Source organism: Mesorhizobium sp. P2_B11, assembly GCF_056404855.1.
This window is the reverse complement of record NZ_JBFUDF010000005.1, coordinates 289,789-312,314: the sequence shown is the minus strand read 5'-3', so window position 1 is coordinate 312,314 and position 22,526 is coordinate 289,789. Positions and strand designations below refer to the sequence as shown.

23 protein-coding genes are annotated in these 22,526 nt (G+C 62.7%); 13 read left to right on the top strand and 10 right to left on the bottom strand.

The annotated features are described in order from the left end of the window. Positions 1 to 21 precede the first annotated feature (21 nt). Positions 22 to 450 (top strand): SufE family protein, encoded by a 429-nt coding sequence (locus AC1DYJ_RS18145; protein ID WP_477285931.1) that lies wholly within the window; start codon positions 22 to 24, stop codon positions 448 to 450. 60 nt (positions 451 to 510) lie between these two features. Here the strand turns inward: AC1DYJ_RS18145 and AC1DYJ_RS18140 are convergent, their stop codons facing one another. After that, positions 511 to 936 carry a Ros/MucR family transcriptional regulator gene (locus AC1DYJ_RS18140; protein WP_477285749.1) on the bottom strand — a complete coding sequence of 142 codons (426 nt, stop codon included), beginning with the start codon at positions 934 to 936 and terminating at the stop codon, positions 511 to 513. Positions 937 to 1,353: 417 nt separating this feature from the next. Continuing rightward, on the bottom strand, positions 1,354 to 1,725 hold the full coding sequence (locus tag AC1DYJ_RS18135; RefSeq protein ID WP_477285929.1) for an SH3 domain-containing protein: 372 nt from the start codon (positions 1,723 to 1,725) through the stop codon (positions 1,354 to 1,356). Positions 1,726 to 1,839: 114 nt separating this feature from the next. Here AC1DYJ_RS18135 and AC1DYJ_RS18130 point away from each other — a divergent pair, with 114 nt between their 5' ends. The 3 genes from AC1DYJ_RS18130 (at position 1,840) to AC1DYJ_RS18120 (ending at position 5,141) form a co-directional block, all read left to right on the top strand. Beyond that, positions 1,840 to 3,984 (top strand): S9 family peptidase, encoded by a 2,145-nt coding sequence (locus AC1DYJ_RS18130; RefSeq protein ID WP_477285747.1) that lies wholly within the window; start codon positions 1,840 to 1,842, stop codon positions 3,982 to 3,984. Beyond that, positions 3,981 to 4,607: a LysE family translocator gene (locus AC1DYJ_RS18125; RefSeq protein WP_477285745.1), complete on the top strand. Its 627-nt coding sequence runs from the start codon at positions 3,981 to 3,983 to the stop codon at positions 4,605 to 4,607. Before AC1DYJ_RS18130 ends, AC1DYJ_RS18125 begins: the two co-directional genes overlap by 4 nt. Positions 4,608 to 4,751: 144 nt before the next feature. After that, entirely contained in the window at positions 4,752 to 5,141 is a 390-nt protein-coding gene (locus AC1DYJ_RS18120; protein WP_477285743.1) for an SET domain-containing protein, read from the top strand. Positions 5,142 to 5,147: 6 nt separating this feature from the next. Here AC1DYJ_RS18120 and AC1DYJ_RS18115 read toward each other — a convergent pair whose 3' ends face one another. From AC1DYJ_RS18115 to AC1DYJ_RS18100, 4 genes are all read right to left on the bottom strand, one after another. Then, on the bottom strand, positions 5,148 to 6,098 hold the full coding sequence (locus AC1DYJ_RS18115) for a cytochrome c (RefSeq protein WP_477285742.1): 951 nt from the start codon (positions 6,096 to 6,098) through the stop codon (positions 5,148 to 5,150). Positions 6,099 to 6,108: 10 nt separating this feature from the next. Beyond that, entirely contained in the window at positions 6,109 to 6,546 is a 438-nt protein-coding gene (locus AC1DYJ_RS18110; protein WP_477285740.1) for a c-type cytochrome, read from the bottom strand. 163 nt (positions 6,547 to 6,709) lie between these two features. Next, positions 6,710 to 7,312, bottom strand: coding sequence for a superoxide dismutase (locus tag AC1DYJ_RS18105; protein ID WP_142866647.1), 603 nt, complete (start codon positions 7,310 to 7,312; stop codon positions 6,710 to 6,712). A 185-nt stretch (positions 7,313 to 7,497) separates the two neighbouring features. Then, the gene (locus AC1DYJ_RS18100; RefSeq protein WP_477285738.1) at positions 7,498 to 8,376 is read right to left on the bottom strand and encodes a branched-chain amino acid aminotransferase; all 879 of its coding nucleotides are present in this window, start codon (positions 8,374 to 8,376) and stop codon (positions 7,498 to 7,500) included. A 156-nt stretch (positions 8,377 to 8,532) separates the two neighbouring features. On the opposite strand from AC1DYJ_RS18100, the gene AC1DYJ_RS18095 reads away from it, so the two are divergent. The 9 genes from AC1DYJ_RS18095 to AC1DYJ_RS18055 all read left to right on the top strand — a co-directional run bounded on the left by AC1DYJ_RS18095 (position 8,533) and on the right by AC1DYJ_RS18055 (position 18,998). Continuing rightward, complete coding sequence (locus tag AC1DYJ_RS18095; RefSeq protein WP_477285736.1) at positions 8,533 to 9,195, top strand: haloacid dehalogenase type II; 663 nt, start codon at positions 8,533 to 8,535, stop codon at positions 9,193 to 9,195. Positions 9,196 to 9,454: 259 nt separating this feature from the next. After that, positions 9,455 to 10,261: a L,D-transpeptidase gene (locus AC1DYJ_RS18090; RefSeq protein WP_477285734.1), complete on the top strand. Its 807-nt coding sequence runs from the start codon at positions 9,455 to 9,457 to the stop codon at positions 10,259 to 10,261. 199 nt (positions 10,262 to 10,460) lie between these two features. Further along, entirely contained in the window at positions 10,461 to 10,658 is a 198-nt protein-coding gene (locus AC1DYJ_RS18085; protein WP_477285732.1) for a hypothetical protein, read from the top strand. A 541-nt stretch (positions 10,659 to 11,199) separates the two neighbouring features. Next, positions 11,200 to 12,105, top strand: a complete 906-nt coding sequence (locus AC1DYJ_RS18080) for a helix-turn-helix transcriptional regulator (protein ID WP_477285730.1) — start codon at positions 11,200 to 11,202, stop codon at positions 12,103 to 12,105. Between the two features lie 233 nt (positions 12,106 to 12,338). After that, positions 12,339 to 12,758 (top strand): hypothetical protein, encoded by a 420-nt coding sequence (locus AC1DYJ_RS18075; protein WP_477285728.1) that lies wholly within the window; start codon positions 12,339 to 12,341, stop codon positions 12,756 to 12,758. 1 nt (position 12,759) lies between these two features. After that, a complete protein-coding gene (locus AC1DYJ_RS18070; protein WP_477285726.1) occupies positions 12,760 to 17,232 on the top strand; it encodes a YadA-like family protein in 4,473 nt (1,490 codons plus the stop codon). A gap of 44 nt (positions 17,233 to 17,276) precedes the next feature. Further along, complete coding sequence (locus AC1DYJ_RS18065) at positions 17,277 to 17,816, top strand: invasion associated locus B family protein (protein ID WP_477285724.1); 540 nt, start codon at positions 17,277 to 17,279, stop codon at positions 17,814 to 17,816. A 13-nt stretch (positions 17,817 to 17,829) separates the two neighbouring features. Then, positions 17,830 to 18,525, top strand: coding sequence for a hypothetical protein (locus AC1DYJ_RS18060; RefSeq protein ID WP_477285722.1), 696 nt, complete (start codon positions 17,830 to 17,832; stop codon positions 18,523 to 18,525). Further along, the gene (locus AC1DYJ_RS18055; protein ID WP_477285720.1) at positions 18,522 to 18,998 is read left to right on the top strand and encodes a DUF4189 domain-containing protein; all 477 of its coding nucleotides are present in this window, start codon (positions 18,522 to 18,524) and stop codon (positions 18,996 to 18,998) included. The genes AC1DYJ_RS18060 and AC1DYJ_RS18055 overlap by 4 nt, the downstream gene beginning before the upstream one ends. Before the next feature lie 104 nt (positions 18,999 to 19,102). Here the strand turns inward: AC1DYJ_RS18055 and AC1DYJ_RS18050 are convergent, their stop codons facing one another. Genes AC1DYJ_RS18050 through AC1DYJ_RS18035 form a run of 4 tightly spaced genes read right to left on the bottom strand, consistent with a single transcriptional unit; the run spans position 19,103 to position 22,458 of the window. Next, the gene (locus tag AC1DYJ_RS18050; protein WP_477285718.1) at positions 19,103 to 19,972 is read right to left on the bottom strand and encodes an aldose 1-epimerase; all 870 of its coding nucleotides are present in this window, start codon (positions 19,970 to 19,972) and stop codon (positions 19,103 to 19,105) included. Between the two features lie 4 nt (positions 19,973 to 19,976). Continuing rightward, on the bottom strand, positions 19,977 to 20,732 hold the full coding sequence (locus tag AC1DYJ_RS18045; protein ID WP_477285716.1) for an SDR family oxidoreductase: 756 nt from the start codon (positions 20,730 to 20,732) through the stop codon (positions 19,977 to 19,979). A gap of 12 nt (positions 20,733 to 20,744) precedes the next feature. Next, on the bottom strand, positions 20,745 to 21,476 hold the full coding sequence (locus tag AC1DYJ_RS18040; RefSeq protein ID WP_477285714.1) for an ATP-binding cassette domain-containing protein: 732 nt from the start codon (positions 21,474 to 21,476) through the stop codon (positions 20,745 to 20,747). Between the two features lie 4 nt (positions 21,477 to 21,480). Further along, on the bottom strand, positions 21,481 to 22,458 hold the full coding sequence (locus tag AC1DYJ_RS18035; RefSeq protein WP_477285927.1) for an ABC transporter permease: 978 nt from the start codon (positions 22,456 to 22,458) through the stop codon (positions 21,481 to 21,483). Positions 22,459 to 22,526 lie beyond the last annotated feature (68 nt).

The following is a 22,526-nucleotide window of genomic DNA, read 5'->3' as shown; positions in this document are numbered from 1 at the left end:
CGGATGACTATATCCCAAGCAATGGCCACCACGATCCAGACGATCCGCGACGACTTTTCCCTGCTCGACGAGTGGGAAGATCGCTATCGCTATGTGATCGAGCTCGGCGAAGCGCTGCCGCCATTTCCCGATGCCGAACGCAATGCCGTGAACAAGGTGCCCGGCTGCGTCAGCCAGGTCTGGCTGACCACGAGCCGAGCGTCGGGCGCCGATCCCGCCATCACCTTCACCGGCGATTCGGACGCCCATATCGTGCGTGGCCTGGTCGCCATCATGCTGGCGTTGTTTTCGGGACGCTCTGCCAGCCAGATCCTGGAAACCGACGCCGAGGCTACGCTGAAGTCGCTCGGCCTCGACGAACATCTGTCGCCGCAGCGCGCCAATGGTCTGCGCTCGATGGTCAAGCGCATCAAGCGCGACGCCGAGATGGCGCTCAAGCAGACCGCTTGACCCCGAAAACAAAAACGGCGCCTCGAAGGCGCCGTTGATCTTGTCGAACTGGAGCAGGTGTTACCGCCCCTTGCGCTTGCGGCCGAGGCCCATCTTCTTGGCCAGCTGCGAACGGGCAGCGGCATAGTTGGGGGCAACCATCGGGTAGCTGGCGTCGAGATTCCACTTCTCGCGGTATTCATCGGGCGTCAGACCGTAGTGGGTCATCAAATGGCGCTTCAGCGACTTGAACTTCTTGCCGTCTTCAAGGCAGATAATGTAGTCGTCATGGACAGAGCGCTTCGGGTTTACCGCAGGCTTCTGCTTGTCGGCCGGAGGCTGTTCGCTCGTCCCGCCCACGCGCCCGAGAGCGGCATGGACGTCGGCGATAAGATTCGGCAGTTCGCCGACTGGCACGGGATTGTTGCTGACGTAGGCGGCCACCACATCGGCGGTCAGCTCGATCAGCGCATCGCTATTTCGGGAAGGTGTTTCGACGATATCCATGGTGTTCAGGCCCCAACGAAAGATGTTTCTGTTTGCGCCCTTTTTGAGAGATCGGGCATGGCGCGAATTTCATGCGGGAAGAGCTTCACGGATTCGCGTCCGGGCATCTTAATGAGCCTGCCGACCAAGTAAGTCAATTCGTATCTTGCGCTATATTCAACGATATTCATCGAATAGTCGCTCTTCAGCTTCAATCTTTCGTGCGCTCTGTAACTTCGCGATATTTTCTGGTCGGACCAGGACTGACATGACGTAAGGTCATGTCGTCACTAAATCAGCGAGGACTCATAAAGTGGATTGTGATGCTTGGCCTATGCTTCGCAGGCTCGAATAGCTGAATTGTCGGGTTCGTACAAAATCAGAAGTTGCAAGGTGTCTGCGAGACCCGCCAAAGTGAAGACCTGCTTTAGACCGGATTCAATAGGGAACGAGGTATTTGCCGTAGACCCAGCCAGTAACAAAACCACCATTTTGCGCCGGGTCGTGCCAAACTTGACACCATTGGTAGCGAATCGCCTGCTTCTGTTTCCAGTGCGGCTGGCCGGCGATCTCCAGAAGGTTCAGCCCCCCGGTGCATTTGCCGGTCATCTGCAGGATCGTCCCGTTGGGATAGGCGGCCTGCTTCTGGGATGTGTTGGACGGATATTTGCGAATGTTAAGCGTGTCGCCGAACGGCACGCCAGCCACTTGCCAAGCGGCGAACGCGGTTGCATGAGACTGGCCGGTAACGGCCAGAACGGTCGAAGCGACGGCGAGAGCCGCGGCGGTGCTGGTATAGAAATTCATCATCCTCTCCTTTCGGCTCATTGTCCCGAGCCCGCCGCACCAATGCCTGCCTGCCCTTGAACCCGCGCTGATCGGCGTGTTCATTTGCCATTCAAGTAACTTCTTCAGTGAGACGCAATGACCAAGACCCCAGCCTTTCCGACCGCCAGCCCGCCGCGCCCTGAGAAACACCCTGTCTTCGACACGCATCACGGCATTACTCGCACCGACGACTATGCCTGGCTGAGGGCGGATAACTGGCAAGCAATGTTCAGGGACCCTGCCCTGCTTGACGGCCGCATCCGCGCCCACCTCGAAGCCGAGAACGCCTATCAGACAGTGCTGATGGCTGACACGCTAGAGCTTCAGAAGCAGCTGTTCGGCGAGATGAAGGGGCGCATCAAAGAGGACGATTCGACGGTGCCGATGAAAGATGGCCCCTATGCCTATGGCTCATCCTTCAAGCTTGGCGGCGAACAGCCACGCTATTTCCGCATGCCGCGTGATGGCGGCGATGAGCAGATCCTGCTCGACGGCGACGCGGAAGCCGAGGGCAAGCCTTATTTCCGCCTCGGCGGCGTCGACCATTCGGCCGATCACCGCAAGCTCTTGTGGGCGTTCGACGACAAGGGCTCCGAATTCTTCACGCTGCGCGTGCGCGACCTGACCAGCGGCAAGGAATTGCCCGACCAGGTAGACGCCACCAGCGGTGGCGGCACCTGGAATGCCGCCGATGACGGCTTCTTCTACACCAGGCTCGACGACAATCATCGCCCGTCCAAGGTGCTGTTCCACGCGCTCGGCGACAGAACTGAAAATGACCGGCTGATCTATGAGGAGACCGATCCCGGTTTCTTCATGGATGTCGGCGGCACGCGCTCCAACGAATGGATCATGATCGGCATCAACGATCACGAAACCTCGGAATACCGGCTGATGCGCGCTAACGAGCCGTTCGCCGAGCCAAAGCTTGTGGCGGTGCGCGAGACCGGACTGCAATATGACCTGGAAGAAGGTGGCGACATCTTCTTCATCCTCACCAATGCCGACGGCGCCAAGGACTTCAAGATCATGACCGCGCCGGCTGATGACCCGGTTCGCGCCAACTGGCAAGAGCTGGTGGCGCACGAACCGGGCCGGCTGATCCTGTCCGTGGTCGGTTTCAAGGACCACATGGTCCGGCTTGAGCGCAAGGAAGGCCTGCCGCGCATCGTCGTGCGCGACCGCCGCAGCGGCGAGGAGCATCTGATCTCGTTCGACGAGGAAGCCTTCTCGCTCGGCCTTTCAGGATCCTATGAATACGACACCGAGATCATGCGCTTCACCTATTCATCGATGACGACCCCGGCGCAGGTCTTCGACTACAATATGCGCAGCCGCGAGCGCGTGCTCCTGAAAACCCAGGAAGTGCCCTCCGGTCATGATCCGGAGCACTATGTCACGCGCCGGCTGATGGCGCCCGCCGCCGATGGCGAGTTGGTGCCGGTCTCGCTGCTGCATCGCCGCGACACGCCGCTCGATGGCTCGGCACCTTGCCTGCTTTACGGCTACGGCTCCTACGGCATCGCCATCCCTGCCGCCTTCAACACCAACTGGTTCTCGCTGGTTGACCGCGGCTTTGTCTTTGCCATCGCCCATGTCCGCGGCGGCAAGGACAAGGGCTATGGCTGGTACGATGACGGCAAGCGGGCGCACAAGATGAACACCTTCACCGATTTCATCGCCGTCGCGCAGCATCTCGTCGCCGAGCGTTACACACAGCACGACCGTATCGTCGCGCAAGGCGGTTCGGCCGGCGGCATGCTGATGGGCGCGATCGCCAACATGGCGCCGCACAGTTTCGGCGCCATCGTTGCCGAGGTTCCTTTTGTCGACGTGATGACCACCATGCTCGATGCAAGCTTGCCGCTGACGCCGCCGGAATGGCCGGAATGGGGCAATCCGATCGCATCAGCGGAGGACTATCGGACGATCGCCGCCTACTCGCCTTACGACAATGTCGCTGACCACGACTACCCGCCGATCCTGGCGCTGGCCGGCCTGACCGATCCGCGCGTCACCTATTGGGAACCGGCCAAATGGGTGGCGCGGCTGCGCGAGCGCAAGAGCGGCGACAATCCGGTGCTGTTCAAGATCAACATGGATTCCGGCCATGCCGGCGCGTCCGGCCGCTTTTCCAGGCTGGAGGAGATTGCCTACACCTACTCCTTTGCGCTCAAGGTTACGGGGCAAGCCCGAACCGAGGTGACCGGCAAGGCTGAGATTGCAAAGGAGGCGTCATGATCGATCTATCCACCTTGATGGCTTACGTGGCGGTTGTGCTTGGCTTTGTGTTCATTCCAGGCCCGGCCACGCTTTTGACGGTGGCGCGAGCGACGAGTTCCGGAACCCGGGTTGGCATCGCGACGGGCGCCGGCGTCGCGGCTGGCGATGTGTTCCATACCGTCATGGCGATGGTCGGTATTTCGGCGATCATCGCCACGTCGGCAACGCTGTTCAGCATCGTAAAATACATCGGCGCGGCGTATCTGGTTTACCTCGGCATTCGCGCGATCATCGAGAGAACACCGGCCGACCCTGCTGCAGGAGCGCTTGCGATCTCTGCCTGCAAGGCGTTTCGACAGGCTGTCCTGACCGAGGTGCTCAATCCAAAGACCGCGCTTTTCTTCCTCGCCTTCCTGCCCCAGTTCGTGCGGCCTGAAAACGGATCGGTGATGCTTCAGCTGATGACGCTGGGCATCATCTTTGTTCTGCTCGGCCTTTTCAGCACAGTCGTCTTTGCCGTAAGCGCGGGCCGGCTCGGCACATTCCTGCGCCGCAATCCATCGGTGGTGAAATGGCAAGGCAAGGTGGTCGGCGGCATCTACTGCGCGTTGGGCGTTCGCCTGGCCTTGCAGCAGCGCTGACGTCGGAGCGAAGGCGCGCCCGTCGAGGCGTGCCGATCATCACTTTTTGAATTCCGCGCTGCTCATTTTCACTCGCAATTGCAATGGCTGCGCGTTACCCAATGCGCGGCGCCTTCCAGACACGACATACGTAAAGGGTCCACTATGCTGCTCGTCGACACCTATCTCGAGAAATCGCCGATCCAGGGCATCGGTGTTTTCGCCAAGACCCACATTGCCAAGGGCACGCTGGTCTGGAAACTCGACCCACGCTTCGACCGGGTCATCGACGTCGAAACCTATGAGGGCGAGAGCGGACCGGTGAAGAGTTATCTCGACCGCTATTCCTATCCCGACCGCCGCGATCCGAACTACATCGTCTTCGAAGCCGATGACGCCCGCTACATGAACCATGACGACGAGCCGAATTGCGATGTCTCCTCGCCCGAGGAGACCTATGCCTTGCGCGACATCGCGCCCGGCGAGGAACTGACCTGCAATTACGGTCACTTCTTCGAAACGGGCTTCGATTTCCTTGGCGATCGCCACCTGTAGTGGAGATCACTTAGCCGGCTTGGCGCGCACCGGATAGCCGTTGGGATGCGGCGGCACCGCCTTGAGATAGGCGGCGACGGCCGCACGATCTTCCGGCGTCAATTGCGCCATGTTGCGCTGGACGTCGACCATGGCGCCGCCAACGGAATCGAAATCGGGGGTAAAACCGGTTTCGAGATAGTTGGCGATGTCGGCCTCCGACCAATCGCCGATGCCGCCCTCGCCCGATGTGATGTTCGGCACGATGCCGCTGCCTTCGGCGGCGGCCGCACCGGCCAGCCATTGGCCCTTTTTGGTGCCGCCTGCGAAGTCGCGTGGCGTGTGGCATTCGCCGCAATGACCGGGTCCCTCGACCAGATAGCGGCCAGCCAGAACCGGATCTGGCGTGCCGTCGGCCAAAGCAATTACCGGCTCCTTGCTAAGGTAGACCCGCTTCCAGAGGCCGAGACCGCGGCGGATGTTGAAGGGGAAGCTCAAGGAATTGTCCGGCGCCTTGCCGGCGACCGCCGGCAGCGTCTTCAGGAACGCATAGAGATCGGCAATGTCAGCCGGCTTCATGCGGGCGTAGGACGCATAGGGGAAGGCCGGGTACAAATGCTCGCCTGACGGCGACACGCCTTTCAGCATGGCGTTGGCAAGGTCTTCGACCGTCCAGGCGCCGATGCCGTCCTTGGGGTCCTGCGAGATGTTGGGCGGCACGAAGGTGCCGAACGGCGTCTTGAGCTGAAGGCCGCCGACCAGTTGCAGGCGGGCCTCGCCCTCCGAGCCCGGCCTGGCGTGGCAGGAGGTGCAGCCGCCGGCATAGAAGATGCGCTTGCCCCTGGCGGCATCGCCGGGGCCGAGTTGCGCCAGGGTTTTGGCGTCGAGCTTCACCGGCGCCGACAAGACCCAGCCGGCAACCATACCAACGCCGCCCAGAATGAGGGCGGCGCCGATAAGTTTCTTCAACAGGGCCATTGCCCCGGGATCAGCTCTTCTTCACCCGATAGGTCTGGTGGCAGGTGCCGCAATCGCCACCGATGGTGTTGACCTGCGCCTTGAGCGCATCGACATCGGCGGGTGCGGCGGCGGCAGCGGCCTTGACGTCGGCAAGGTACTTGTCTTCCGCCGCCTTGAAGCCCGCCATGTCTTCCCAGATTTTCGGCGAAGCGGTGGTGTCACCCTTGTCGCTGCCGGCCGGGAACAGCGCATCGGCATCGAACTTCTCGGCATTGACCTGCAGCGCCTGCAGCGCCGTCAGCACGGCAGCGGCATCGAAGTCTGCTTTCCCCTTGGCGATTTTCGCCAGGCCGCCGACGAGTTTCCCGCGCTCCTTCATCAGTGCCTGCCGGTCGAGGATCGGGTCGGCAAAGGCCGCCGAGGCGGCGAGGCTGAGCATGGAGATGGCGATGACAAGCTTTCTCATTCAATTGGCTCCAGGATGATGAGGGGGTCGCGACCTAACGTTAACGGACGGCGGGCGGGGATTATTCCCTGCCTACCGCACGGATTCTGCGGATTTGCAGCGTGCCGCCGTTTCGAGATGAAAAAAGAAAAGCCCCGGGGACGCCGGGGCTTTTCTGGATCGATCAAGCTTTCGCTTTTTCGTACATTTCGAGGACGTGGTCCCAGTTGATCAGGCTGTCGACGAAGGCCTCGAGATATTTCGGCCGGGCGTTGCGGTAGTCGATGTAATAGGAGTGCTCCCAGACATCGACGCCGAGGATCGGCGAGGCGCCATGGACCAGCGGGTTCTCGCCATTCGGCGTCTTGGAGATCGCCAGCTTGCCGTCCTTGACCGAGACCCAGGCCCAGCCCGACCCGAACTGGGTGGTGCCGGCGGCGATGAAGTCAGCCTTGAACTTGTCGTAGCCGCCGAGGTCGGCATCGACGGCCTTCTGCAGGGCGCCTGGAAGCTTGTTGCCGCCGCCGCCCTTCTTCATCCACTTCCAGAAATGGATGTGGTTGTAGTGCTGGGCGGCGTTGTTGAAGAGGCCGGCATTCTTGCCGAACGACTGCTTGACCACCTCTTCGACCGACAGATCGCCAAGGCCCGCTTCGGCGGCCAGCTTGTTGCCGTTGTCGACATAGGCCTTGTGGTGCTTGTCGTGGTGATACTCGAGCGTTTCCTTCGACATGTAAGGCTGCAAGGCCTCGTAGTCATAGGGCAAGGCGGGCAATTCAAAAGCCATCGGTCATACTCCTCATGGAAAAACCCGGTGTGGATACCGGATTAAGATAGGGCTGGATTGTTCTGGAACAACTCCGGAATGAAGCGCCGGTTCCTTTCTAAGCAGGTTCCGGAAAAGTGTCACACGGTTTTGCGGACAGGATGCTGCGTCAAAAAAGAACGCCCAACAAACGAAGCGCCGGCGGCTCAGCCCGCGGGCTTCGAATGCGCCCATTCCCAATAGAGCTCGCGCGCCTTCTTGGCCACCGGCCCGGGCTGGAGATCGCGGTCCTCGATGCGGGTGATCGGCACGACCTTGGAATGGTTTCCGGTCGAAAAGATCTCGTCGGCCTCGAGAAAGTCGCGCACCGACAGCATCTTTTCGGTGGTCTTGAAACCGTAGTCGCCAAGCAGCGTCATGGTGCGCGAGCGGGTGATGCCGGACAGGAAGGTGCCGTTGGGCGCCGGCGTCAGCACATGGCTGTCCTTGACCAGGAAGATGTTGGAGGTGCCGGTCTCAGCGACATTGCCCAGCATGTCGAGCACCAATGCATTGTCGAAGCCGCGTCCCTTGGCTTCGAGAATGGCGCGGCCATTGTTGGGGTAGAGGCAGCCGGCCTTGGCGTTGGTCGGCATGGTTTCGATGGTCGGCCGCCGGAACGGCGACACGGTGATCGAAAAGCCGGAAGGCGGGATCATCGGCGATTCATAGAGGCAAAGGCAGAAGCGGGTCGATGCCGGGTCGGCCGGCACGCCCATATAGCCGCCATGCTCGGCCCAGTACATCGGCCTGATATAGACTGCCGTCTTGCCGTCGAACTTCTTCAACCCATCCCAGGTCAGGCCGACGATCTCGTCGGCGCTCATCGACGGCGCGAGGCCAAGCGCGATCGCTGACGCATTCACCCTGGCGGCATGCAGTTCGAGGTCGGGAGCGACGCCCTCGAACCAGCGGGCGCCGTCGAAGACGCTGGTGGCGAGCCACATGGCGTGGCTGCGGGGACCCAGAATGGCGACGTTGCCCTCGTACCAATCGCCGTCGACGAAGGTCCATGTCGTCGAGAGCGCTGCAGTCGCCAGTGTCATTGTTCGGTTCCGCTTCAAAGCTGCCTGTTGCCGAGCATTGGAAGATGCTTTGGCTGGCGCCGTCAACCGGCATGGAGCGGATTTTGTTGAGGCCAGTAGCCCCAGCGATGCAATCGATGCTTGCACCTTGCCCCGCCTGCCCTCAAAACTGTCGCCATGCATTACGCGGCTTACGTTTTCGACGCCTATGGCACGTTGTTCGACGTGCACGCCGCCGTGCGCCGTCACGACGGCGAGATCGGGCCGGACGGCCAGCTGTTGTCGGAGATCTGGCGCGCCAAGCAGCTGGAATATTCCTGGGTGCGCACGCTGATGGGCGGCTATGCCGATTTCTGGCAGCTCACCGAACAGGCGCTCGACTTTGCCTTGCGCAAGGTCCCTTCGGCAGACAAGGGGCTGAAGGCAAAGCTGCTCGACGCCTATTGGCGGCTCGACTGCTATCCGGAAGTGCCGGCCGTGCTCAAGGCGCTCAAGGCGTCCGGCGCGAAACTGGCGATCCTGTCCAACGGCTCGCCCGAGATGCTTGAAGCAGCGGTCAAATCGGCGGCGCTCGACCAGGTGCTGGACGACATCTTTTCGGTCGACGCCGTCAAGCGCTTCAAGACGGATCCCTCGACCTACGACATGGTGGCGACGGGCTGGCGCCTCTATCCGGGCGCCGTCTCGTTTCAGTCCTCCAACCGCTGGGACATCGCCGGCGCGACCAAATTCGGCTTTCGCACCGTGTGGATCAACCGCGCCAACCAGCCCGAGGAATACCGGGACTTTCCGCCGGCGCTGATCCTGCCGTCGCTGGAAGGATTGCTGACAGGCGGCTAAAGCAATTCCAGGAAAAGTGTGAAGCGGTTTTCCGTCCGGAATTGCGCAGAAGGAACGACGCAGGCCGGTTCAGCGTTTTGGTGAAACGATGAACCGCTCCAAGGCTCTGTTGCCCTGGAGCAACAGTGGCAGGACGGTCACAGCTTCGCCTTTGTTTGTCCACCCTCAGGCCAGAATCGGAACCGCCTATCGCGTCAGGCATTAGGGGGAGGCCGACACTTCACGCTTTCTTGCAATTTGAGACTTAAAAAAGGCAACCATGTTGAAGACCGAAATCGACCTCTATCGCCTGAGCCGTCGCGGCTTTCTGAACGCCGCAGCGCTTGGTGCCGCCTCGGTTGCGGTCTCTGCCTGCACCACCACCAGTTCAACGCCGCCGCCGGTCGAACCGCCGCCGCCGACCTATGAAGAGCCGCCGCTCGGCGATTACGCGACCATGTATGGCCCGATGACGGACAGCGGCTTCGAACTTCCGGCCATCCCGATCAAAAAGATGGACCCGCAGTTCCTGCGCCAGATCGTTCCCGATCCGACCGGCCAGAGGCCGGGCACCATCGTCGTCGATACGACCAACCATTTTCTCTATCTGGTGCGCGAAGGTGGCCAGGCGATCCGCTACGGCGTCGGCCTCGGCCGCGCCGGCTTCGAATGGGCGGGAGACGCTGTCGTCCAGTGGAAGCAGAAATGGCCGAAATGGACGCCGCCGGACGAGATGGTCGCCCGCCAGCCGGAACTGGAGCAGTACAGCGCCAAGAATGGCGGCATGCCCGGCGGGCTGAAGAACCCGCTCGGCGCCCGCGCGCACTATCTGTTCCATGACAATGTCGACACGCTCTACCGGTTGCACGGTTCGCCGGAATGGAACTCGATCGGCAAGTCAGTTTCTTCGGGCTGCGTGCGCCTGATGAACCAGGACGTTATCGATCTCTACGACCGCGTGCCTCCGAAGACGCCGGTGATCGTGACGTCCGACATCAACCAGCCGATGGTGGCGAGCGCAAACCGCAAGGCCATTCCGATCGACGGCGGCGTGCCGGACTCGGTCCTGCTCGGCCCGGTGAACTGACCATCAACCTGGTGTTCTGGTCCGATTGAAGGCGGCGGATTTCTGCTGCCCGGCCAGTCTTGTCTGGCAATCGACGACTTGCCGTGGCGTCAATTCCGACGCTGCTTTGTTTCATCCCCCGATGCATGTATATTAGGCAGGATAAGAATTGCAGAGACATACGTTTCAGTAGATCATTAATGGCGGGGGAGCGCCAACGATGAGAATTGATTTCGATAGTCCGCCGACAGGCAACGGCGACGTCAATTTGTTGGCCGAATGCGAGCGCCAATTGCTGCCGCTTGTACGCGGAATTGTGGACTCGGCGGTTGCCGCCGGGTGGAGCCAGGAGGATGTTCTTCTGGCCATGGTTGAGCTGTCTTGGGATATGTATGAGAAGCGCCGAGGCGATCTGTAACAATCCTGGATTATCCCGATAATTCTTTATCGCGTCGCCGAACGGCCACCGATCCTTGCGCTGCATGCCATCACGAACAAGGCGAAGATTGCGGTGACTCTGCCGCCGACCATATTTTTACTCGTGTTTATTTTTTTCTTCACACACACATGGTTCTTGTCCGAGGTATGGTCGCTACACAGACTTTGAGGCAGCGTTGGGCAATAGGGAATTCACGCTGGCCCGGCAGGTTTGGCAACAGCCGCGCGATTCACGTTCGGTATGCAATGCTGGATTGTGCGCGTGGCGCGAAGCACAACACCGCAAAGGCAAAACGGTAAGAAATGATAGGCAAATCGTAATATTAGTGCACACTAAAGAATAAAAATATAGATTTATTGACGAAACCCTTTAAAGTTTTTATTCGGCCCGAAAATCTTCTTTTCAATATAAAGCAACGCCGCTAAGGTTCAAAGGAACGCTCAGGAACCAGAACTGGATACTGGGCACCTCGATAGAGCGCAGATTCAATCGATCGGGGCAGGGCTGAGGCAGGACGGAAATGCAACACAGAGGCGCCGTTCTGGAGCGCACCGGGACAGGTCGGCGACGCGCGGACCAGCGCATCTTCGATGGAATTTCGGAAGATGCGGGCACGCGCATGATCACCTTTCGGGGTGGCGCGGCTCATGCCGTTCGCGCGCCGGGGTCGCACACATTCAAGGCGGCGGAACATTTCGGTGCGGTCATGCTGGCGCCCTCGCCCGGGATAAGGGTCTCGCTCGGCAACGACGAAGTCCATGATCATGATGGCGACACCGGGATGATCGTGGTCATCCCGGCGAACATGGAAGCCAGCGTGACGTGGTCATCCGCCATGGAGAGCATGATCGTGGCGCTCACCGCCGATAGCCTCCTTGACCTGGCGGTGCGCGAATTCGGCGCAGTTCGGGCCGAGCTCCAGCCACCACCTTTCGGGACCGTCGACCTTGAGGCGCTGCAGCTGGCGCAATTGCTGAAGGTGGAATTGACGGAGCGGGAGACTCCAAACGAATTCTACGTCGATTCGCTGGTCACCATGTTCGGCGTCCACATGCTTCGGAACTACGCAGGAGCAGGAAAGTTGCCACAAGGCCCAAAGGGCGGTCTGTCAAACCGCAGCGCCCGGCGGGTGCAGGAATTCCTGGACGTGAATTTTTCCAGCAAGATCACGGTGGCCGAACTGGCCGCGGTTTCCGGCCTTTCACCGAGCCACTTCATCGTGGCCTTCACCAAGACCTTCGGTGAGCCGCCGCACAAATACCTGCTGCGGCTGCGCCTCGATTTCGCTGAAAAGCTCCTCGTCGAGAGCGATCTGTCGATTGCGGAAGTCGCTCATCTGAGTGGTTTTTCAGACCAGAGCCACCTGACTGTCACCATGTCGAAATATCGCGGCAGGACGCCCAAACAGGTGAAGCTGCTGCGGTGATATTTGTCGCGGGCGCGTCTCTCGGTTCGCCGCAGTGATCATCGGGAGATCCTGGCAGCCAGAAGTTGCGTGGTAGAGCTGCAACACCTGCCCCCTAGCACTCAAAAACCGGACTTTTCTACAAAGATTCCAGACTTTTACAAAATACATACACCGCGAACGTGCTCATGGTCGCGATGGGGAAGTCATTTGGGGCGGGGGCAACCAGATGAAGCAGCATGCCGGATTGTCCCATGGACATTCAATTCGCGGAAATTGAGGTCTTCGCACCCAAGGCAGAAGCTGCCTGGGCCGCGCTGCAGCGCCAATACGCCAGCCGGATCAGCGGTGCGGAACTCGACCATCTCCTGGCCTGTTTCGTGCTTGGACTGACCTCTCCTGCTTGCGGCGAAGGCGATCCGGGATTTCATTTCGATCTCTGCCGCGCGCTGGTGGCGATAAACCTGTCGCCTGAGCGGACCGAAGCCGCCTTGCATACGGTTCCCGAGCCGACGCAGCCATGGGTCGCGAGCGCCTGCCAGCTGATTGAAAAACAAGGTGTGAAGATAGGTCTCTCGCTGCGAGAGGCGACGGGTAATTTCAAGGATTTTTTGGCCGTCGAGGCGAATGGTGCGGCACATCACGGCGCCTCGGCAATTGCGAGGGAAAAGTAGCATGACCGGACACGTCGAGGGGCGGGCAAAGATCGAACTTTCTTCCGGCTTTGTCGGAAACTGGATTTCGGGCGCGGCCGACAGCCGCTCCGTTCGCCGCCGCCTGATGGCGGTGCTGCGTAACGCGTGCCGCGTGCTCGGCATGCGCCGCAAAAGTCTGGGGCTTGGCGCACTGGGCAGCGGCAGAATTGCTGCAGCGGCGCTGGTTGCGATCGCATTCGGGAGCATCGCCACGCCGGCAGCGGCGCAGTATGCCGCCGGCGGCGGCACGGCGACCGGCAGTGGCTCAGTCGCGGTCGGTCCGTCCGCCACCACACCCGGGCTGCGCGGCATCGCGATTGGCTCTGGAGCAACGCAGGCCAGCATCGATTCGATTGCCCAGGGCACCAGTGCCAACGCCGGCAACCAGAATGCCATCGCCATCGGCTTCCAGTCGATCGCGTCCCAGATCAACTCCATCTATCTTGGCGCGCGCACTGTTGCTGGGTCGGGTGCCACAGGTCAGGGCGCCATCGGTATCGGCACCGATGTCGTGTCATCTCAGGACAGAGCTGTTGCCATAGGTGTCCAAACCAAGGCAACGGGCACGAGCGCCACGGCGATGGGCCAGAACGCCAGTGCATGGGGTAATCAGTCCATCGCATTCGGTCTGGGCGCGCAGGCGGGCGTTCAGGCCAACACGGCCCTGCCCAACAGCATCGCGATCGGCACGAATTCGGTCTCTTCCGGTGCTTCCGCCGTCGCGTTCGGCACTGCCGCGCAAGCATCTCAGGCCGATGCCGTTGCGATGGGAAGCAACGCCAATGCGTCGGCACAATACGCGGTAGCTATTGGCCTGAATGCGACGGCCTCGGGCACCGGCGGCGCGATGGCGCTGGGCCAAGGCACGGTCTCAAGTGGCGTCAATTCGGTCGCGCTTGGCGTTCAGGCCAGTGCCACCGGGGCTGGCGCCAACGCATTGGGCACCTTCTCCGTCGCTTCGGGAGGGAATTCCACCGCCCTCGGCACCAGCTCCACGGCCAGCAACAACTATGCGACAGCCGCAGGCTGGGGATCCAATGCCAGCGGCGCCAACTCCACTGCCGTGGGACGTCAGGCCCTTGCCAGCGGCATAAACGCCTCCTCCTTCGGGACTGGTTCGAGCGCGGCAGGAGACAATTCTCTTGCCGCCGGCGTTAGCGCCAGCGCCGGCGGAGTCGGCAGTACCGCACTCGGCATCGGCACCGTAGCCAGCGGCACCGAATCGAGCGCCGTGGGCTTCCAGTCCAGCGCGACGGGAGCGAACTCCACGTCGGTTGGTGACGGCTCCAAGGCCAGCGGCAACCGTGCGTTCGCCGGTGGCCGTACCTCCACTGCCGGGGGCGATGATTCCGTCGCCATCGGCACGACAGCCGTCGCGACAGGGGCGAGCTCGACAGCGCTCGGAGCGGGCGCGGTGACGCTCGACACAAATGCTGTCGCCATCGGCACCGCTGCCGGCGCGATCTCCGCCGACTCCGTCGCCATCGGCACGGGGGCGATCGCCGATGGCGGCAAGGCCGTGGCGATCGGCGCCGGCAACACCGCCTATGGCGACGGCGCGGTCGCCATAGGCGACCCGAGCTATGCCAGCGGCACCGGCGCCTTCACCGGCGGCGCAAACAACATCGCCAACAGCGACGGCACGGCAACCGCCACCGCCGCCAACCAGGCCGCAGGTGCTGTCGCGATCGGCAACAACAACAAGGCGATCGGGCAAGGCTCGGTCGCGCTCGGCAACGGCTCCACCGCGGGCGCCGCCGGCCTTGCCGGCAATGTCGCCCTGGGCAACGGCGCGACAGCCGCGGCGAGCTCCGGCGATGTGGCGCTCGGCTCGGGCTCGGTGACCGCGACGGCGGTCGGCACCAGCGGCGCGACGATTGGCGGCACGGCCTACAGCTTCGCCGGCACGACGCCGACGAGCACCGTCAGCGTCGGTGCGCTCGGCGCGGAGCGGACCATCACCAATGTCGCGGCGGGCCGGCTCAGCAACTCGTCGACCGACGCCATCAATGGCTCGCAGCTGTTTGCGACCAACCAGCAGGTGACGCAGAACACCACCGACATTGCCGCCAACACCGCCGACATCACCAATCTCGGCAACACGATCACCAACATCAACACCGGCGGCGGCATCAAATATTTCCACGCCAACTCGACGCTGGCGGACTCCCAGGCGCTGGGGACGGATTCCGTCGCGGTCGGCCCGAACGCGGTGGCCAACAATGCCGGCGACGTGGCTATCGGCCTGAATTCCGCATCGGGAGCGACTACCGCTGTCGGCGGCACCACGATCGGCGGCGTTGCTTACACCTTCGCTGGCACGACACCGGCGGGCGCGTTCTCGGTTGGCTCGGTGGGCGCGGAGCGTCAGATCCAGAACGTCGCGGCCGGACGGTTGAGCAACTCATCGACCGATGCGGTCAATGGCTCGCAGTTGTTCGCGACCAACCAGCAGGTGACGCAAAACACCACCGATATCGCCGCCAACACCGCCGACATCACCACTCTCGGCAATACGATCAACAGCATCAGCACCGGCGGCGGCATCAAGTATTTCCACGCCAACTCGACACTGGCGGATTCCCAGGCGCTGGGCACGGATTCCGTCGCGGTCGGCCCGAATGCCGTGGCCAACAATGCCGGCGACGTGGCGATCGGCCTGAATTCGGTCTCCGGCGCCACGACTGCGGTCGGCGGCACGACGATCGGCGGCGTTGCCTACACCTTCGCTGGCACGACACCGGCGGGCGCGTTCTCGGTCGGCTCGGTGGGCGCCGAACGCCAGATCCAGAACGTCGCGGCCGGCCAGTTGACCGGCTCCTCGACCGATGCGGTCAACGGCTCGCAGCTGTTTGCGACCAACCAGCAGGTGACGCAGAACACCACCGATATCGCCGCCAATACCGCCGATATCGCGGCCAACACCACCGACATCACCAATCTCGGCAATGCCATCAGCAACATCGCCGGCGACACCTCGACGGCCTACACCGACGCCAATGGCGACGGCATCCGCTATGTGCGCACCAACGACACGACGCTGCCGGTCACCGACGCCTTCGCGCAAGGGGTCGGCTCGTCGGCCCTCGGCTACCAGGCGACCGCGAGCGCCGACAATGCGCTTGCGCTCGGCCGCGACACCCAGGCCAGCGTCATCGGCGGCGTGGCGCTCGGCGCCGGCTCGGTTTCGGACCGTGCGGTGGCGCCGGCATCGGGATCGATACTCGCCGGCACCGGCCTGGTTCCCTACAACACCACCGACGCGACCTTGCTCGGCGCCGTTTCGGTCGGCACCTCCACCTCCTACCGCCAGATCATCAACGTGGCCGACGGTACCCAGGACCAGGACGCGGTTACGCTGCGCCAGCTGAAGGGGGCGCTGAGCTCCTTCGCGGTGACCGGGAGCATGTACTTCCATGCCAATTCGACGGCCGCGGATTCGCTTGCGGTCGGTGTCGACTCGGTTGCGGTCGGTCCGCGCACCACTGTGAACGGCGACAACGGCATCGGAATCGGCAACGGCGCCATCGTGCAGCAGACGGCGCCTGGTGGCATCGCGATCGGCCAGAATTCGACCGTCAACCAGGCCGACAGCATTGCGCTCGGCACCAACGCGACGACCAACGGAGCCCAGGCAGTGGCGCTCGGCGCGGGTGCTACGGCCAACGAGCCGGGCAGCGTCGCGCTCGGCGCGGGCTCAACGACGGCGGCGGCGGTTGCCACCACCGGCACCACGATCAACGGCGTAAACTACACCTTCGCCGGAACAGCTCCGACCAGCACGGTGAGCGTCGGCGACGTTGGCAAGGAGCGCACCGTCACCAATGTCGCGGCGGGCCGGATCAGCGGCACCTCCACCGACGCCATCAACGGCAGCCAGCTTTACGCGACCAACCAGGCCGTCGAAACCTTGCAGAGCGGCGTCGGTGATCTCACCGAGTTCGCGGTCCAGTACGACAAGAACGGAGACGGCAGCAAATCCAACTCGATAACGCTTGCCGGCGGCGACCCGAACACACCCGTGGTCATCCACAATGTCGGGCCAGGCGTTGCCAACACCGATGCTGTCAACGTGCAGCAGCTTACCAACAGCCTGTCGACCACGCTGGCGGATTCCAAGACCTATACCAACCAAGTTGCGACCACGACGCTGCAGCAGGCCAATGCCTACACGGACTCCAAGCTGAGCCAGCTCAACATGGATATGGGCGAGGTAAAGGGCGAAGCGCGCCAGGCCGCCGCGATCGGTCTGGCCGCCGCCTCGCTGCGCTATGACGACCGTCCGGGCAAGCTGAGCGTGGCGGCCGGCGGAGGCTATTGGCGCGGTGAAGGCGCCGTCGCCTTCGGCGCCGGCTACACCAGCGAGGAGGGACGGGTTCGAGCCAACCTGTCTGGCACGACAGCCGGCGGGCACTGGGGTGTTGGCGCGGGTGTCAGCCTTACCCTGAACTGAACCCGGTCATGATCAGGCAAGCGGCCTTGGCTGGCGCACTATCCATGACTGTCATGCTCCTGTCTGGTCCGTTCGCGGCCGGGCAGGAGGCGATCCCTTCCGGCTACCGGATAAAACCTTCCGACGTCGCGGTGCCGGCGGACGCGAAGCTTGGCGAATATCAACGGACCACGCGTCCGTTCGAGAACTGGACGCTGATCTGCGACGAGAACCTGAAGGCCCGCCAACGGGTCTGCAATGTCACCCAGATCATCGAGGACCAGGCGGGACAGGTTGCGTTCAGCTGGTCGCTGGCCGCCACCAAGGCAGGCAATCCCTACATGATCCTGCGCACCCCGCCAGTTGCCAGGAGCGACGCTCCTGTCCTGCTGAGCTTCGAAGGCCGCAAGGAGCCGATAAAAATTCAACTCGAGGGATGCAATCAAGCCGTCTGCATCGGCATGCTGCCGGTTGGTCCGATCATGCGCGAACAGATTTCGAAGGACGCGGCATCCATCATCTCCTACCCGACGACGGACGGCAGGACGATCAACGTGACCGCGACCCTCAAGGGCCTTTCCAAGGCGGTTGAAGCGATAAAATGACCGAGGCGTGCCAATGAGCCAGCAATCGATCCATGACCGGATCATGTCCCGCAACCAGAACGTCGATGCTGTTCGGGCCGTCACAAGCAATGTGAGCGGACCGAAACGGAACTGGGCCAGAACGGCGGTGCTTGCGCTGTTTGGAATTGTCGTCATCGGCGCTGCCGGCTTCGCCGCCATGCGATACGATCTGGTCAAGAATGTCCTGCCGCTGCCGGCGGTTGCCGAGACCAGCCAGCCCGATCCGGCGCTGGCCGACACGCCCTTTCTGCAGCACGCCAAGCAGGCAGGCTTGCAGTCTTGTTCCAACATTTTCCCGGCCCTTGGGCAGATGCTGACGACCGGCACCACCTACAGCGTCCAGTCGATCTGGAACAACGAGGCTCCCGACAAACACGTCGTGGAAGCCCTGGTCGGCATGAACTACGCCACGCAGGGCTACAGCGGCCCGGCCGCGGGCCTGGTGTTTGCAGCACCCACCGCATCTGTTTGCGAAGGCACGATGGTCCGGGTGGCACCGTTCGCGGCAAGTTGCGCCGACGTTCCGGCCCTGCTTCCGAAGGGCAGCAAGCTTGCCAACAATCTTGGACAAATCAGCGTCTATGAACTGGCCAATGGCGGGGGCAACGCGATGCTCTTGCCCACCGGCAACAGCTGCGTCGTCATTTCCGTGGCCTCGGCAGCAGGAAAACAAGGAGGCGTACAATGAGGGTGAATTCCGCCATTGCGGCGATCGGCATGCTGCTGCTTTGCGCCGGGCGGCTCGGCGCGGCGGACCTCGCCCCGGCGGCGGACGTGCCTGAGCCGCCGGCCCAGGAAGAAAAAGGCATCTGGGCGGCGATCGCTTATTCGAGCCCTGACGGCAAGCACGGCTTTTTCTGGGGCGCCGACAAGCGGCAAGAGGCGATGGACATCGCCCTCAAGCATTGCCAGAACGCCGGCGGCGACGGCTGCGCCGTGGTCAGCGTGTTCCGCAATCATCGCCACTGGAACGATGACGACAACACCGGCTTTCCCTACAAGCATTGCGGTGCCCTCGCCGTCGGCGAGAAGGCCGAGGGACGGCTGACCAGCTGGGGATCGGAGACGGCGCAGACACGCCGCGAGGCCGAAGACCTGACGCTGCAGGCCTGTGAGCGAACCGGACAGAAATGCAAGATCCGCGAATGGGTGTGTACCTGAGGCATCCCTGCTGCCGTTGAGAGCCCTTTGCTCAGCTCGGTCGCCGTTTCGCCTGGAGGTGAAGTCTCAAGGAGCGAAGAACGGTTGTGCGAGGCCGTTTCGCCTCAACGCGAAGCTGTGGAACTCCACTCAAGCCGCATGTTTGCGCTCAACGTGGCGCCGTACTCAAGCGGGGTCAGCCCTTCGCCATGATGCGCGTCGACGGTATGCGACACCGGCTCGAAGCAGAAGAAATCGGCGTCCTGCGACGGCGAGTAGAGGATGAAGACGTCGAGCGCCGGTGAGGCCGTGAGCGAGATGGCCATCCTGTCCTCGGGCCGGGTGATCCTGGCACGGCGGTCCCAACCGTCGAAGGCATTGTTCACCCAGCTTCGCGGCAACAGGGAGGCGTTCGAGAAATTCCACGCGGGGTAATCGGCCACAGGCGCCACGCCGGTCGGCAAATGACGCTTGTCCTCCAGCCAGACCCGCGCCGCCTTCGCCTCGAGTGTCGTTGCGGCGCTGCGCGGGAACCACGGATGAAAGCCGAGGCCGTAAGGCAGGCGAATGCCGGCACAGTTCTCCACGGCGAGCGTGGCGTCCAGGGCCCCGTCATGCAGCGCATAGGTGACCCGTGCCGTGTATCGGTAAGGGCCGATCCCCCCGGCGTCGAGGATCAGCTCAGCCTCGGTGGCGCTGTGGCCGGCAATCCGCCACTCCCTCTGGAAACCGTCGCCATGGATCGGAAAGGCCTCTCCCGCCACATTCGGCTCAACGGCGTGGAAGCGGCCGTCCAATTCGAAGCCGCCGCCTGAGATGCGGTTCGACCAGGGAACCAGAAGCTGGCAGCCGGAGGCGCCGGTGCCATCGCCGGGCTTAAGCAGCGGCACCAGTGCGCCGCCGACCAGAGCGTCGAAGCGTGCGATCGCCGCACCCTTCTGCGGCGCCAGGACGACACGGGCGCGATCGTCGCGCAGTTCCAGCAGGCCGGCCATCCGTTTACCAGCCGCCGTCGATGGCGATGTTCTGGCCGCTGATCATGTCCGAGGCGGGCGATGCCAGGAACAGCACGAGATCGGCGACGTGATGCGGCTCGATGCGCGTCTTGAGACCCTGGTTCTCCAGGATCCAGTCGTTGTACTGCGCCAGCCGGTCGCCGAAGACGCGCGCCTCGGCCTCCGAAACCACTCCGCCTGGGGACACGGCGTTGACCCGGACGCCGTGCGGCCCAAGTTCCCGCGCCAGTGACTTGGTGAGGCCGAGCATTGCGCCCTTCGACGCAACATAGGGCACGTAGCCGTCCCAGCGGCCATTGAGCGTGATGGAGCAGAAATTGACGATCTTGCCATAGGCCTTCGCCTTCATCGCCGGTGCGCAGGCCCGCGCCAATGCGAAGGCAGCCGAAGAGTTGACCCGGATCTGATCCTCATACTCGGTCAGCGAGAATTCTTCGAACGGCCGGTTGATGATCAGGGCAGCGTTGTTGATCAGGACGTCGATCCCACCTTCCCTCGCCGCCAGTGCCGCCACCGCAGCCTCCGCCTCGGCAAGCCGATTGAGGTCACAGCCGATAAAGGTGACGTCGCCGCCCGCCTCAGCGGCCAGCGCCGTGGCAATCCCTGGCCCGTCCTCAACATCGGGGCGATCGAGCACCAACACGCGCGCGCCGGCCCGCGCCAGCGTTACCGCCTGGGCCCGGCCGAGCGAGCCAAGGCCGCCGGTCAGGAGCACGACACGATCGGCAAGGACCTTCATTGCCGCCACCTCTTACAGAACGCCGTGGACTTCATCGATCGAGGTCTCCGCGACCCGCTTGTCCAGCACGATTTCGCCGCGCGCCATCGCCACCACGCGGTCGCAGCACTCGAACACATGGTGCATGTTGTGGCTGATGAAGACGCCGGTGATGCCCTGCTCTTTCAGGCCGCGCACGAAGCCGATTACCTTCTTCGTCTCCCTGACGGAGAGATGGTTGGTCGGCTCGTCGAGGATCATCACCTTTGACTTGAAATGCATGGCCCGGGCGATGGCGACGCCCTGCCGCTGGCCGCCGGAAAGCTCACCGACAAGGGCGTCCGGCGAGCGCAGATGCAGGTCGACATTGGCAATTGCGCGGATGCTTTCGCTGGCCATCTTCTTCTGGTCGAGCAAGCCGACGCCGAAGACCGAAAAGCGGGTCGGCTCGCGGCCGATGAACAGGTTCCGGGCGATCGACATGGTCGGCACCATGGAATTGTACTGGTAGATCGTCTCGATGCCGAGATCCATCGCGTCGCGCGGCTTGGCGATGCGGACTGTCCTGCCCTCGACCTTGATCTCGCCCTTGTCCGCCGTATGGACGCCGGAGAGGATGTTGATGAGAGTCGATTTGCCGGCGCCATTGTCGCCGACCAGCCCAAGCGCCTCGCCGCGGGTGAAGTCGAGCGTCACCCCCTTCAGCGCATGGACGCCGGAATACCATTTGTGAAGCTTGTGCACGGAGATGATCGCGTCGGCCATCGCGTTAGTCCTCCATCTTGATGGCCTTGGCGCGCTTGCGCATCCAGGCATTGGCAACGACGGCGAATATGGTCAGGAAGCCGATGGCGAACTTGAACCAGTTGGCGTCGACATGGCTGAGCACGAGGCCGTTGTCGATGACGCGGATAAGCGTCGTCCCGATGATGCCGCCCATGACGGTGCCGATACCACCGGCCAGCGACGCGCCGCCGATGACGGCAGAGGCCACCGCCTGCAATTCCATGCCCTCGCCGATTGAAGGCAAGGGCGAGCCGAGCCGCAGCACCTGCAGCATGCCGGCGAAGCCGGAGAGCATCGAACAGAGCATGAAGCAGATGATCTTGACCCTGGCGGTCGGGATGCCCATCGCGGCGGCGGCCGGCGGGAAGCCGCCGGTGGCCTTGATCCAGTTGCCGAAATTGGTGCGCGAAAGCATCAGCGAGGTCAGCACCGCAATGCCGGCAAACCACAGGAAGGACATGCGAAACATGTTGCCGGGGCCAACGAAGGAGGTGAACAGCCAGTTCGGCAGGTCGGCTGGCAGCAGCGGCGGGAAGCCGCCCGAGACGACGACGGTAAGCGAGCGCGCCATGAACAGCATGCCGAGCGTGGTGATGAAGCTCGGTATGGCGAAGCGAAGAGTGATGTAGCCGTTGACGAAGCCGATGGCCGCTGAGACAATTAGTCCAACGAGCAGCGCCAGCGGGAACGGGGCGCCATGCACCATCAGCACCGCCATCGTCATCGGCATCAGCGCGAACACCGAGCCGACGGAGAGGTCGAACTCGCCGCTGATCATCAGGATGGTGACGCCGATGGCAACAAGCCCCGCCTCCGGCAGGATGCCGAGAATGCCGCGCAGATTGTCCTGGTTGAGGAACACGCCATGCGAGCGGATCTGGAATACGACGATCAGCAGCAAGAGCAGGATCAAACCGGCCAGCTCCGGCTTTTCGAGATAGGTCTTGAACAGACGCTTCACGTCAGGCTCCAGGAATTCGAACTTCTGTTGATGCATCGGCAGCGCGCCGCGCCGCCGATGCAAAGCCA